The 11,822-nt window shown below is 69.0% G+C and carries 13 protein-coding genes; 8 read left to right on the forward strand and 5 right to left on the reverse strand.

What is annotated here, in order from left to right; genetic code table 11:
• Positions 1 to 16 precede the first annotated feature (16 nt).
• Positions 17 to 451, forward strand: a complete 435-nt coding sequence (locus MZV50_RS05835) for a DUF1178 family protein (protein WP_252633476.1) — start codon at positions 17 to 19, stop codon at positions 449 to 451.
• On the opposite strand, the gene MZV50_RS05840 is transcribed toward MZV50_RS05835, so the two are convergent.
• Entirely contained in the window at positions 448 to 699 is a 252-nt protein-coding gene (locus MZV50_RS05840; RefSeq protein ID WP_252633477.1) for a LysR substrate-binding domain-containing protein, read from the reverse strand. The genes MZV50_RS05835 and MZV50_RS05840 overlap by 4 nt on opposite strands.
• A gap of 11 nt (positions 700 to 710) precedes the next feature.
• A complete protein-coding gene (locus tag MZV50_RS05845) occupies positions 711 to 1,328 on the reverse strand; it encodes a LysR family transcriptional regulator (protein WP_252633478.1) in 618 nt (205 codons plus the stop codon).
• A gap of 101 nt (positions 1,329 to 1,429) precedes the next feature.
• Here MZV50_RS05845 and MZV50_RS05850 point away from each other — a divergent pair, with 101 nt between their 5' ends.
• Positions 1,430 to 2,296 carry an SDR family oxidoreductase gene (locus MZV50_RS05850; protein ID WP_252633479.1) on the forward strand — a complete coding sequence of 289 codons (867 nt, stop codon included), beginning with the start codon at positions 1,430 to 1,432 and terminating at the stop codon, positions 2,294 to 2,296.
• Positions 2,297 to 2,366: 70 nt separating this feature from the next.
• Here MZV50_RS05850 and MZV50_RS05855 read toward each other — a convergent pair whose 3' ends face one another.
• The 3 genes from MZV50_RS05855 to ubiG all read right to left on the reverse strand — a co-directional run bounded on the left by MZV50_RS05855 (position 2,367) and on the right by ubiG (position 4,698).
• Entirely contained in the window at positions 2,367 to 2,669 is a 303-nt protein-coding gene (locus MZV50_RS05855) for a glycine zipper 2TM domain-containing protein (protein ID WP_252633480.1), read from the reverse strand.
• 128 nt (positions 2,670 to 2,797) lie between these two features.
• Positions 2,798 to 3,805, reverse strand: a complete 1,008-nt coding sequence (locus tag MZV50_RS05860; protein WP_252633481.1) for a glycine zipper 2TM domain-containing protein — start codon at positions 3,803 to 3,805, stop codon at positions 2,798 to 2,800.
• 137 nt (positions 3,806 to 3,942) lie between these two features.
• Positions 3,943 to 4,698, reverse strand: coding sequence for a bifunctional 2-polyprenyl-6-hydroxyphenol methylase/3-demethylubiquinol 3-O-methyltransferase UbiG (gene ubiG, locus MZV50_RS05865; RefSeq protein WP_252633482.1), 756 nt, complete (start codon positions 4,696 to 4,698; stop codon positions 3,943 to 3,945).
• Between the two features lie 168 nt (positions 4,699 to 4,866).
• Here ubiG and MZV50_RS05870 point away from each other — a divergent pair, with 168 nt between their 5' ends.
• From MZV50_RS05870 to ptsP, 6 genes are all read left to right on the forward strand, one after another.
• The gene (locus MZV50_RS05870) at positions 4,867 to 6,114 is read left to right on the forward strand and encodes an aspartate kinase (RefSeq protein WP_252633483.1); all 1,248 of its coding nucleotides are present in this window, start codon (positions 4,867 to 4,869) and stop codon (positions 6,112 to 6,114) included.
• Positions 6,115 to 6,210: 96 nt separating this feature from the next.
• Positions 6,211 to 6,675, forward strand: a complete 465-nt coding sequence (locus MZV50_RS05875) for a hypothetical protein (protein ID WP_252633484.1) — start codon at positions 6,211 to 6,213, stop codon at positions 6,673 to 6,675.
• 156 nt (positions 6,676 to 6,831) lie between these two features.
• Positions 6,832 to 7,587, forward strand: coding sequence for an AraC family transcriptional regulator (locus MZV50_RS05880; RefSeq protein ID WP_252633485.1), 756 nt, complete (start codon positions 6,832 to 6,834; stop codon positions 7,585 to 7,587).
• A 163-nt stretch (positions 7,588 to 7,750) separates the two neighbouring features.
• Positions 7,751 to 8,689, forward strand: a complete 939-nt coding sequence (locus MZV50_RS05885; protein ID WP_252633486.1) for a DMT family transporter — start codon at positions 7,751 to 7,753, stop codon at positions 8,687 to 8,689.
• 199 nt (positions 8,690 to 8,888) lie between these two features.
• Positions 8,889 to 9,287, forward strand: coding sequence for a glycine zipper 2TM domain-containing protein (locus MZV50_RS05890; protein ID WP_252633487.1), 399 nt, complete (start codon positions 8,889 to 8,891; stop codon positions 9,285 to 9,287).
• Positions 9,288 to 9,521: 234 nt separating this feature from the next.
• The gene (gene ptsP / locus MZV50_RS05895) at positions 9,522 to 11,786 is read left to right on the forward strand and encodes a phosphoenolpyruvate--protein phosphotransferase (RefSeq protein WP_252633488.1); all 2,265 of its coding nucleotides are present in this window, start codon (positions 9,522 to 9,524) and stop codon (positions 11,784 to 11,786) included.
• Positions 11,787 to 11,822: the final 36 nt, after the last annotated feature.

Here is an 11,822-nt window from a genome sequence, read left to right on the forward strand (position 1 = left end):
CCACCATTTTAGTGTCATGATCAAGTACGCGCTTCAGTGCGACGCGGCTCACGCGTTCGAGGGCTGGTTCGGCTCGTCGGCGGACTACGACGACCAGGCCGCGCGCGGGCTGGTCGAATGCCCCGTCTGCGGCTCGCGTGGCGTTTCCAAGCAGATCATGGCCCCGGCCGTGGCGGGCACGAAGTCCCAGCGTTCGGCGCCTGACGTCGATCCCAAGATGCGCGAGATGATGATGACGGCGATGGGCGAGGTGCGTCGCCACGTCGAGGACAATTTCGACTATGTCGGCGACGCCTTCGCCAAGGAGGCCCGCGCCATCCACGAGGGCAAGTCCGAGGAACGCGGCATCTACGGCGAGGCCTCGCCCACCGAGGTCAAGGCCCTGGTCGAGGACGGGGTCAAGGTCGCCCCGCTACCGCCGGCCGCGCCGAAGAAGACGGACGTGAACTAGCCGTCGACATAGGCCGCCAGTTCATCCGGGGCGCCTGTCGGAAAGGCGGCCTTGAGATGGTCGAGGAAGGCCGAGACGCGCGCGCTCAGCAGGCGGCGCGAGGGATAGAGCGCCCACAGGACGATCTCCGGCGCGCCCGCGTCGCCCCATTCGACCAGCCGACCCAGAGTCAGGTCGCGACCGACCAGCGAGATCGGAAGGCGGGCGACACCAGCGCCGGCGCGGACCGCGTCGCGCACCATGATCATCGATGACAGGCTCAGGACCGGTTCGACCGCGAAGGGCTCGCCGGCCGCGGTCCACAGCTCGCCGCCCCCGGCGAGCCCGCGAACCACGGCGGGCGCGGGCGAACCGTCAAGGGGCTGGCCACGGCCGGGCTGGCCACGACCACCAGCCGGTCGCGCAGGAAGGGCCGGCCGATCAGGGCCTCGTCGGGATCCGGATTGACCCGGATCACCAGGTCGTAGGCTTCCTCGATCATGTCGACCGGCCGATCCTCGGTCGTCACCTCCAGCCGGACGTCGGGAAACCGCGCGGCGAACCCCGCCGCCAGCTTGCCCATAGCAGTCTGCGAGAACAGCAGCGGCGCGCTGATGCGCAGCCGGCCGCGCGGCGTGTGTCCGCCCGAGGCGATCGCGGCGGCCGTCTCGTCCAATTCGGCCAGCAGCGCCGCCGTGCGCGCATGCAGCGCGCGGCCCTCCTCGGTCAGTTTCAATGTCCGGCCGCCCCGTTCGAACAGGCGCAGGTCCAGGGCCTCCTCCAGCTCCGCGACGCGGCGCGACAGCGTCGCCTTCGGGCGACCCGCGGCCCGGGCGGCGCGTCCGAAACCCTGGTGGCGGGCGACCAGGTTGAAGTCGGCGAGGGCCAGCAGATCCATGTGTTCCGCCTGTGAGACAGTCCGTCCAGATCTACCGTCTATCGGCTCACGTGTGGATCATTAATTTCCGAGGCGTCCACTCAAACCCACGGAGATTTCCCATGACCATCCTCGTCACCGGCGCCACCGGCCGTGTCGGCCACCTTGTCGTCGAACAGCTCGTCCGGCGCGGCGCCGACGTGCGCGCTTTCGTCCGCGATCCCGCCAAGGCCAGCTTCCCGGCTGGCGTCGAGGTGGTCAAAGGCGACCTGCTGGACGTCGACGCCCTGCGCGCCGCCTTCACCGGCGTCGACGCGCTGTTCCTGCTCAACGCCGTGGCTGGGGACGAATTCACCCAGGCGCTGGTCGCCCTGAACATCGCGCGCGAGTGCGGCGTCCAGCGGGTCGTCTACCTGTCGGTGCTGCACGCGGACGGCTTCGTGAACGTGCCCCACTTCGCGGTGAAGTCCGGCGCCGAGCGCATGATCGAGCAGATGGGCTTTTCCGCCACCATCCTGAGGCCGGCCTACTTCATCGACAACGACGTGATGATCAAGGACGTGGTCCTGAACCATGGCGTCTACCCCATGCCGATCGGCGGAAAGGGCGTGGCCATGGTCGATGCGCGCGACATCGCCGAGGTCGCGGCGATCGAGCTGATCCGCCGGGCGGGGGCGCCGCTCGGAACGCCGGTCGAGACGATCAATCTGGTCGGGCCCCAGACCCTGACCGGCGCGGACGCGGCCGCCCTCTGCTCGGATGTCCTGGGCCGTCCTGTCATCTATGGCGGCGACGATCCCGCCGCCTTCGAGCAGACCATGGCCGGCTTCATGCCCCGCTGGATGGCCTACGAGATGCGGCTGATGGCCGAGCGCTATGTCAGCGACGGCATGGTCCCCGAGGCGGGCGACGTCGAACGTCTCGTCCAGATCCTGGGGCGGCCGCTGCACACCTATCGGGATTTCGTGGCCAGGATCGCCGCGGCGTGATGCTGACACGCGAAGGGCGGCGGACCCTTGGGATCCGCCGCCCTTTTGGCTTTCGAAGACGCGCTAGCCGTTACCGGTAGCGGTACTCGTAGTGGCACTTCTTCTTGCCCTTGCCGATCTCGTGACCGGCGACGGCGCCGACGGCGCCGCCCAGCAGCGTGCCTTCGGTCTTGTTGCCGTGACCGGCGACGGTGTTGCCCAGCAGGGCGCCGCCGAGGCCGCCGATGATGGCGCCGTTCTTGGCCTTGGACTTGTTGCAGACCAGGACGCGATAGCGACCGCGCGACTGCGCGTCGGCGGCGGTGACGACCACGCTGCTGGCGGTGAAGCCGACGACGGTGGCCAGGACGATAGCTTTCAGGCGGGCGCGCATGGCGGGCTCTCCGATATCAGTTTCTTGTTTAGATCCCTCACGACCTAAACGCCCAAGCTGACGGCCGGTTTCCATAAAGTCGGAAACTCGACCATCAGCTGCACAGGGCGATCCGCTCGCGAGCGGGATCAGCCTTCGACGCGATAGCGGCCGTCGGCGTCAGGGCAGACGCGCACGTAACGGGTCTCGGTCCGGCCGTTGTACTCGGTCGGGGCCGGGGCCAGGCGGCAGCGCTCGCTCGCCTCGGCGTAGCGACCGTCGGCGTAGCGATAGGGCTGGGTCTGGTCGTAGCTGTAGTAGGCGCCGCGCGTGTCGCACTTGGCCGAGGCGTTGCCGACGGCGGCGCCGACGCCGGCCCCGACCAGGGCGCCCAGCACGGTGCCTTCCGGACGGGCGTTGCGGGCGGCGACGTTCGAGCCCAGGGCCGCCCCGGCCAGGGCCCCGATCACGCCGCCGACGGTGGCGTTGCGCTTGGCGTCCTGGCGGCAGTCGTTCGGGTAGTTGACGTTGGCGCTGGTGTCGATGCTGTAGGCGCCGGCATAGGGCGCGGCGTAGCGGCTGGCCTCGCCCGGATAGCGGCGGTCGTACGCGCCGTAGCCGTGGCGGCGGTCATAGGCGTCGCGGGCGGCCTGGTAGCGGTCGCGGTCACGCTGCCACTGGTCGCGGCCGGCGTCGTAGCCGCTGGCGTAGCTAACGCCGCTGGCGCGGAAGCGGTCGGCCTCGCTGGGATGGCGGCGGTCATAGGCGCCGTCGCCGTTGCGGCGGTCGTAGTCGTAGCGGGCGCGCTCGTAGTTGGCGCGGGCCCGCTCGAAGTCGGCCTGTTCGCTATAATAGGCGGCGCTGTCGCGATACTGGGCCGTGCGGTAGCGCTCGCTGTAGCTCGGATAGCGGCGGTCATAGGCGCCCCGGCCGTAGCGGCGGTCATAGTCGTCGCGATTGCGAATGTAGTTGGCGCGGTCGCGCTCGTAGGCCGCTTGGCGGTCCTGATACTCGGCCACCCGCTCGTAATAGTTGGCGCGCTGGTCGTCGTAGTTGCGCAGGCTCTGCTGATAGGCCGAGTCCTGAGCGAAGGCGGGGGCGACCGCGCCGCACGCCACGGTGGCGGCCAGGACGGCGGCCAAGGTCTTGGAAGTCATGGTTTCTCTCCGTTCCCACTCGAACGGATCGACGGCCGACCCCCGACACCGGGTCGCCAATCCAGGTTCTTGTCCCTGCGCAAACAAAAGCTCGCGCTGGCGCTAAGTTCCCGAATCTTGACCTTTACAACCCTTGGTCAGTCCTTGGTGACGGTCATCATGTAGTTGATGTCGGCGTCGCTGGACCGGCTCCAGCGGCCGGTCAGCGGGTTGTAGGCCACGCCGAACGGGCCCTGTATCTGGACGGGCTCGGCGCTCAGGAAGGCCCGCAGCTCCTCGGGCTTGAGGAACTGGTTCCAGTCGTGGGTGCCCGGCGGCACCCAGCGCAGCACGTATTCGGCCCCGATCTTGGCCAGGGCCAGGGCCTTCAGGGTGCGGTTCAGGGTGGCGACGATCATCAGGCCGCCGGGCTTGAGCAGCTTGGAGCAGGTGCGCAGGAATTCGCCCGGATCGGCGACGTGCTCGATGACCTCCATGGTCAGCACCACGTCGAACGGCCCCGCGCCCTCGGCCAGCAGCTGCTCGGCGGTGGCGGGGCGGTAGCCGATCGACAGGCCCTGCTCGTCCGCGTGGGTCGCGGCGGTCTTGATGTTCTTCTCGGAGGCGTCGATGGCGGTGACCTCGAAGCCCAGCCGCGCCATCGGCTCGCTCAGCAGGCCGCCGCCGCAGCCGATGTCCAGCAGGGTCAGCCCCTCGAACGGCGCGCGAGCGTTGGCGTCGCGGTCGAACCGCGCCAGCGCCTGTTCGCGAATGAAGGCCAGCCGGCAGGGATTGAACACGTGCAGCGGCGCGAACTTGCCCTTGGGATCCCACCATTCGGCGGCGATGGCCGAAAACCGCGCCACGTCGGCGGGGTCGATGCTCCAGGAGGGGGCGGCGTCGCTTTGGGTCATGTGGTGTGTCTACCACGCCGAGTTTTTCGCGCCATGATCGGAGAAAAAAGACACCGCCGCGACATTGCCGTTGCGCCATCGCCCCGCTAGAAGGCCCGAGCTTGCGCGAGGGGGAGCGATCCGGCCGCGCGGGCGCAAGAAATAACCAAGTGTCGAGGTACCAAGGACGTGTCACGTCTGGTGATGAAGTTCGGCGGCACGTCGGTGGCCGACCTGGAGCGCATCCGCCGTGTGGCGCGCCTGGTCGCCGCCGAGGTGGCGACCGGCAAGCAGGTGGCGGTGGTCGTGTCGGCCATGTCGGGCAAGACCAACGAGCTGGTCGCCTGGACGGATGGCGCGGGACGCGCGGCTCAGGGTCTTCCGGAATCGGATGACGAGTACGACGCCGTCGTCGCCTCGGGCGAGCAGGTCACGGCCGGGCTCCTGGCCATGACCCTGCGCAACATGGGCCACAAGGCCCGCTCGTTCCTGGGTTGGCAGGTGCCGATCATCACGGACGAGGCCCACGGCCGCGCCCGCATCGAGGAAATCCCCTCGGCGAACCTGGACGAATGCTTCGCGAACGGCGAGATCGCCGTCATCGCCGGCTTCCAGGGCGTGACGACCAAGCAGCGGATCACCACCCTGGGCCGGGGCGGCTCGGACACCTCCGCCGTGGCCATCGCCGCCGCCGTCAAGGGCGCGTGCGACATCTACACGGACGTGGACGGGGTCTACACCACTGACCCGCGGATCGAGAGCAAGGCCAAGCGCCTGGCCAAGATCAGCTACGAAGAGATGCTTGAAATGGCCTCGCTGGGGGCCAAGGTGCTGCAGACCCGCTCGGTCGAGATGGCCATGGCCCATCGCGTCCCGGTGCGGGTGCTGTCGAGTTTCGTCGAGCCGGGTGAAGCGCCCGGACAAGGTACGATCGTCTGCGACGAGGAAGAAATCATGGAAAAGCGCATCGTCTCGGGCGTCGCCTACAGCCGCGACGAAGCCAAGATCACCCTGCTGGGCCTGCCCGACCATCCGGGCGTGTCCTCGCAGATCTTCGGTCGCCTGGCCGACGCCAATGTGAACGTCGACATGATCGTGCAGTCGCGCGCCCGCAGCGCGGACACCGCCAACATGGAGTTCACGGTCGGCAAGCGTGACGCCGCCCGCGCCGTCGAGATCGTCCGCGCCGCCCAGAAGGAGATCGGCTTCGAGGACGTCGCCGTCGACGAGGACGTCTCCAAGGTCTCGGTGATCGGGGTGGGCATGCGCAGCCACGCCGGCGTCGCCCAGTCGATGTTCGCGGCCCTGGCCGAGAAGAACATCAACATCCAGGTCATCTCGACCTCGGAGATCAAGATCTCGGTCCTGATCGACGCGGCCTATACCGAACTGGCCGTCCGCGCCCTGCACGCGGTGTACGGCCTGGACCAGCTCTGATCCAACCTCGTCGTCCCGGCGAAAGCCGGGATGACGGCGTAGATGAAAACGTCGCGTTCGGACGTTATGGAAGCGTCGTCCGTTTCCGAGAGACCCATGCCCGACGTCTTCAAGTTCGATCCCGAGGCCAACAGCGTCACCTTCCAGGGCGACGAGGGGCTCAAGGTGCTGTTCGACCTGCTGCTGCGGGCCAAGTTCGGCGACGGCTACGAAAAGCCGCTGCTGGTCAGCCCGTGGCTGGCGGCCCTGCTCAAGCGCCTGGACCGCGTGGTCCACGACGCCGAACTGCGCTTCCCGGAAAAGATCGGCCAGCCGATCTTCGACACCGACGACCTCTTGGCCATGGGCGACGCGGTCATCGAGGAAGGCCACACCGTCGGCTGGTGGTCGATGAGCGAGCCCGAGCGCCGTGAATATCTGCGCGGCACCATCGCGGCCCCGCACCCGCTGACCGATCTCGAGATCGAGTTCATCGAAAGCGACATCAACGCCGCCCTCGAACAGGCCCGCCGCCTGGTCCAGGACGCCAGCGAACCCCTGGCCCTGCCGGGGCACGGCTGATCAAGTCCTACATCCGTCTCCCTGGCGAAAGCCGGGGCCCAGATGGAAGCGCGCTGGGGTGGGGTCTATGGGCGCTTCGCCTTTCCAATCAGCCTGGCGCTCGAGATCTGGATCCCGGCTTTCGCCGGGAAGGTCGGATTAGGATAGGGTCACTCCATGGGTGACCCTCTCTCCGCGCCCGCCGAACTGTCGTTCCGCCGCTATGGCCAGGACGCGCCGCCGCACGCCCACGCCTTCGACCAGATCGTGCTGCCGCGCCGGGGCGTGCTGGAGATGGAGATCGACGGCAAGGGCGGCCGGGTCGACCCCGGCCGCGCGGCGGTGGTCCCGCCCGGCGCCCGCCACGCCTTCGCCGCCTCGGGCGAGAACCTGTTCGTCGTCGCCGACATCGGCGGGGCGCTGATGCGGCCGTTCGAAGCCCTGCGCGAGCGGCCGTTCGCTCCGGTCACCGGCGCGGTGCGCGGCCTGCTGGACTACCTGGCCCTAAGCAGCAAGGGGAGCGAGGCGCCCGGTGCGATCGAGACGGGCGTGGCCAGCCTGTGGGCCCCACTGCTGCTGCGCGGCCTCTCGGCGGCTCCGATCCATGTCGATCTGCGCCTGGCCCGCGCCGCGGCGCTGATCGAGGCCCGCTTCGATCAGCCGTTGACCGTCCGCGACCTCGCCGCCGAGGCCGGCATGAGCCAGAGCCGCTTCTTCGCGCGGTTCTCGGAGGTCTACGGGACCACACCGCACGGCGCGCTGTCGGACGCTCGGTTGCGGGCGGCGCAGCGGCTGCTGTCGGACACCGCCCTCTCGATCGCCGAGATCGCCGTTCGCACCGGCCACGGCGACCAGAGCGGCCTGACCAAGCGGATGAAGGCGAGCCTGGGCGTGACGCCAGGGGCGTGGCGGAAGAACCAATCCTCCCCCTAGCGGGGGAGGTGGCGCGAAGCGCCGGTGGGGGAAGCGTTGGAGCGCTTGCCTCTTCCCCCTCCGTCGTCTCTACGAGCCGACACCTCCCCCCTGGGGGAGGATCTTCCAAACCTCCGGGAGCTTTCGCCAAGCCGCCCTGCCCAGGCGGTGCTAAGCGAGGCCCATGAACACCTCCCGCAATCTCCTTCTCGGCCTGCTGTGCGGTCTGGTCGCCGGCGCGTTCTGGGGCGGGGTGTTCCTGGCGCCGAAGCTGCTCCACGCGTTCACGCCGCTGCAGATGACGGCGGGGCGCTACATCGCCTACGGCCTGGCCTCGGCGGTGCTGCTGGTCCCGACCTGGCGGACGGTGATGAAGAAGATGGACGGCCGCGACTGGCGCGACCTCTTCCTGCTGAGCCTGCTGGGCAACCTGATCTACTATGTCGGCCTGTCGGTCGCGGTGCAGACGTCGGGTGTCGCGCTGGCGTCGCTGATCATCGGCTTGCTGCCGGTGACCGTGACCCTGATGGGCGCAAAGCGGGGGAAGGGGGTTCCGCTCCGCCAACTGGCCCTGCCGCTGTCCCTGATCGTGGCCGGCGGGGTCTGCATCAACGTCTCGGTGTTCACGCAGAGCCAAGGCGTCGGAATCGGCAAGCAGGTGGTCGGCCTGCTGGGCGCGCTGCTGGCCCTGACCGTCTGGACCGTCTACGCGGTCTGGAACGCCCGCCGCCTGGCCGCCACGCCCAAGTTCACCAGCCATGAGTGGTCGCTGCTGACGGGCCTGGCCACGGGGCTGTTGTCCCTGCTGCTGGTCGTCCCGGCCTTCCTGCTGGGCGGCGAGGTCCACGCGCCCGCGGCCTGGGGCTGGTTCTGGACGGTCAGCTTCGCCGTGGCGATCGGCGCCTCGGTGATCGGCAACGGCCTGTGGAACGCCGCCAGCCGCTACCTGCCGCTCAGCCTGTCGGGCCAGCTGATCGTGTTCGAGACCCTGTTCGCCCTGCTGTACGGCTTCCTGCACGAAGGCCGCTGGCCGCGCGGCCTGGAAGCGGCGGCCATCGCCTTGATGCTGGCGGGGGTGATGTGGTCGGTGCGGCTGCACCGGCCGAGGGTGGATCTGGCCTAACCCTGGTCGGTTTCCCCGGCTTTCGCCGGGGAAGCGGGGAGGAGAATGGCCCCCAAAACTTTTTCTCAACATGACGCGAACCTGAACGGCGCGGTTCAAATCAGGTTCAGGCGGGCCCCTCTACAAAGGTCTCCAACAGCGCCGCCCATCTCATTCCGAGAAAGAAGGGGGCGACGCTTTCAGAGATTGGAGCCCTGCCATGAAGACCATCGGCAAGTTCACCAAGACCGCGATCGCCGCGACCGTCGCTGGCGCGCTGATCGTCCCCGCCTCGACCGCCTTCGCCGGCGAGAAGACCGAGCGCGCCATCATCGGCGCCCTGATCGGCGGCGTGGCCGGCGCGGCCATCGGTGATGGCAAGACCGACGCGGTCGCCATCGGCGCGGTCGCCGGCGCGGCCCTGGGCGCCACGACGGCCAAGGACAAGTACGACCGTCGCTATAGCCGCTCGTACCGGACCGCCCCGCGCTACGACCAGAGCCGCTACTACGACAACGGCTACCGCGATAACCGCTACGCCTACGACCGTGGCTACCAGAACAACCGCTACGCCTACGATCGCTACGGCAACCGCTACGACTACGGCTATCGCCGCTAAGCGACCCGTTTCCTCGCTGGAGTCCTGATCCCTCCCCCAGCGTGTTCCCTGCGCCGTCCCCCACCGGGGGCGGCGCTTTTTCGTGCCGGCGCACCTAATCGCTGTTCGGTTGATCCTGGTCGCTTTCTTGCGGGCGAAAACTGCTATAGCCCCCATGTAGAGGATGGGACGGTCCTTAACCCCTGGCGCGTCAAGCTGGGCTACAAGCCGTCCCTCGGGTTAGGGAGCGCGCTTTTGGCGGCATCCGGCATCGCCGTTCGGGGACCACGCAGTCTGCTGCGGCAGATTCGCGAGGCCATGGCCGGCGGCGGTCCCGCCCAGGCCAAGCTCGACATGGTGGTGCGCACCATCGCCATCTCGATGGTGGCGGAAGTCTGCTCAATCTATCTGCGCCGCGCCTCGGGCGATCTGGAACTGTTCGCCACCGAGGGCCTGTCGCGCGAGGCCGTCCACGTCACCCGCATGAAGCCGGGCGAGGGCCTAGTCGGCGAGACCATGCGCCTGGGCCGGCCGTTGAACCTGTCCGACGCCGCCAGCCACCCGCAGTTCTCGTACCGCCCGGAAACCGGCGAAGATCCCTACCACGCCTTCCTGGCCGTGCCGCTGCTGCGGGGCGGGCGGGCGATCGGCGTGCTGGTCGTCCAGAACCGCACCGAGCGGAACTATGACGAGGAGGAGGTCGAGGACCTCCAGATCATCGCCATGGTGCTGGCCGAGATGGTCAGCTCCAGCGAGCTCTTGGGCGCCGACGAGCTCAAGGACGTCGAGCTGGCCCCGCATAAGCCCGAGCGGCTGAAGGGCTCGCGCTTCGCCGAGGGCCTGGCCTACGGCGTCGCCGTGTTGCACGAGCAGCCGGTCGCCCCCGAGACCCTGCTGTCCGACGACGCCCTGGCCGAGGAAGCCCGGCTCACCTACGCCATCGAGGCGCTGCAGACCCAGATCGACGAGATGCTGGAGGGCCAGCACGGCCTGGTCGGCGCCAGCTACGAAGTGCTGGAGACCTATCGCCTGTTCGCCCACGACCGGGGCTGGAACCGGGGTCTGCAGGAGGCCGTGCGCTCGGGTCTGACCGCCGAGGCCGCCGTCGAGCGCGTCCGCTCCGAGCACCGCGCCCGCCTGGGCCAGGCGCGCGATCCCTATCTGCGCGAGCGGCTGCACGATCTGGAAGACCTGAACGACCGGCTGCTGCGCCACCTGTCGGGCGACGTCCACGCCGTGCGCCAGCTGCCCGACGACGCCATCCTGATCGCCCGCAACCTCGGCCCCGCGGACCTCTTGGAATACGACCGCACCAAGTTGAAGGGCATCCTGCTTGAGGAGGGTAGCGCCGCCAGCCACGCCGGCATCGTGGCCCGGGCGCTGGACATCCCGTGCGTCGGCCGCCTGACCGGCCTGCGCGACCGGGTCAGTGAGGGCGACCCCGTGGTCGTCGACGCCGAGACGCAGGAAGCCTGGCTGCGGCCGCGTCCCGACGTCGTCAAGGCGCTGCGGGTCCGGATGGAGGTCCGCGCCCAGCGCAAGGCCGAGTTCGCCCGCCTGCGCGACACCCCGCCGATCACCAAGGATGGGGCCAAGATCACCCTCCTGATGAACGCCGGCCTGGCCGTCGACCTCGACATCCTGGCCGAGACGGGGGCCGAGGGCATCGGCCTGTTCCGCACCGAGTTCCAGTTCATGGTCGCCGAGGAGCTGCCGCGCCTGGAGGCCCAGACGTCGCTGTACGAAAAGGTGCTGGAGGCCGCCGACGGCATGCCGGTGACCTTCCGCACCCTGGACCTGGGCGGCGACAAGCTGCTGCCGTACATGGAGCTGGAGCGCGAGGACAATCCGGCCCTGGGCTGGCGCGCCGTGCGCATGGGCCTGGACCGTCCCGCCCTGCTGCGCATGCAGATCCGCGCCCTGGTCAAGGCCGCCGCCGGCCGGCCGCTGAAGGTGATGTTCCCGCTGGTGGCCAATGTCGACGAGTTCCGCGCCGCGCGGTCGTTCGTCGACCAGGAAGTCGCCTGGGCCCTGAAGCGCGGCCGCCCCGCGCCGTCGCGCCTGGACGTCGGGGCCATGATCGAGGCCCCGTCGCTGCTGTGGCATTTGGACGCGCTGTTGCCGATGACCGACTTCGTTTCGGTCGGCACCAACGACCTGATGCAGTACATGTTCGCCGCCGACCGGGGCAATCCCAAGGTCTCGGACCGCTACGACCCGCTGTCGCCGGCCGCCCTGCGCGCCCTCAAGACCATCCAGCAGGCCTGCGCCGACACGGGCACGCCGGTGTCCGTGTGCGGAGAAATGGCCGGCCGTCCGCTGGAGGCCTTCGCCCTGGTCGCCCTTGGATTTGAAGGGCTTAGCATGCCGCCGGCCGGCATCGGCCCGGTCAAGCAGATGGTGCTGTCGCTGGATCGCGAGGCCGCCCGCCGCAATGTCGAGGCCTTGCTGAAGGGCTCGGCCGGTTCGCTGCGCGGCGAGATCGAAACCCTGGCCCGCAAGCTCTACGTCGCGGTATAAAAACGATTGCGGCCGAAGCTGGACCGTTAGCCAAAG

Source organism: Caulobacter segnis, from assembly GCF_023935105.1.
Taxonomy (GTDB): Bacteria; Pseudomonadota; Alphaproteobacteria; order Caulobacterales; family Caulobacteraceae; genus Caulobacter; species Caulobacter segnis_B.

What these genes read in the sequence shown, in the direction of transcription:
- MZV50_RS05840 (WP_252633477.1), bottom strand. Translation starts at nt 699, where the DNA reads ATGATCATGGTGCGCGACGCGGTCCGCGCCGGCGCTGGTGTCGCCCGC.
- MZV50_RS05845 (WP_252633478.1), bottom strand. Translation starts at nt 1,328, where the DNA reads ATGGATCTGCTGGCCCTCGCCGACTTCAACCTGGTCGCCCGCCACCAG.
- ubiG (WP_252633482.1), bottom strand. Translation starts at nt 4,698, where the DNA reads ATGACCCAAAGCGACGCCGCCCCCTCCTGGAGCATCGACCCCGCCGAC.
- MZV50_RS05890 (WP_252633487.1), top strand. Translation starts at nt 8,889, where the DNA reads ATGAAGACCATCGGCAAGTTCACCAAGACCGCGATCGCCGCGACCGTC.
- MZV50_RS05850 (WP_252633479.1), top strand. Translation starts at nt 1,430, where the DNA reads ATGACCATCCTCGTCACCGGCGCCACCGGCCGTGTCGGCCACCTTGTC.
- MZV50_RS05875 (WP_252633484.1), top strand. Translation starts at nt 6,211, where the DNA reads ATGCCCGACGTCTTCAAGTTCGATCCCGAGGCCAACAGCGTCACCTTC.
- MZV50_RS05855 (WP_252633480.1), bottom strand. Translation starts at nt 2,669, where the DNA reads ATGCGCGCCCGCCTGAAAGCTATCGTCCTGGCCACCGTCGTCGGCTTC.
- MZV50_RS05880 (WP_252633485.1), top strand. Translation starts at nt 6,832, where the DNA reads ATGGGTGACCCTCTCTCCGCGCCCGCCGAACTGTCGTTCCGCCGCTAT.
- MZV50_RS05835 (WP_252633476.1), top strand. Translation starts at nt 17, where the DNA reads ATGATCAAGTACGCGCTTCAGTGCGACGCGGCTCACGCGTTCGAGGGC.
- MZV50_RS05885 (WP_252633486.1), top strand. Translation starts at nt 7,751, where the DNA reads ATGAACACCTCCCGCAATCTCCTTCTCGGCCTGCTGTGCGGTCTGGTC.
- MZV50_RS05860 (WP_252633481.1), bottom strand. Translation starts at nt 3,805, where the DNA reads ATGACTTCCAAGACCTTGGCCGCCGTCCTGGCCGCCACCGTGGCGTGC.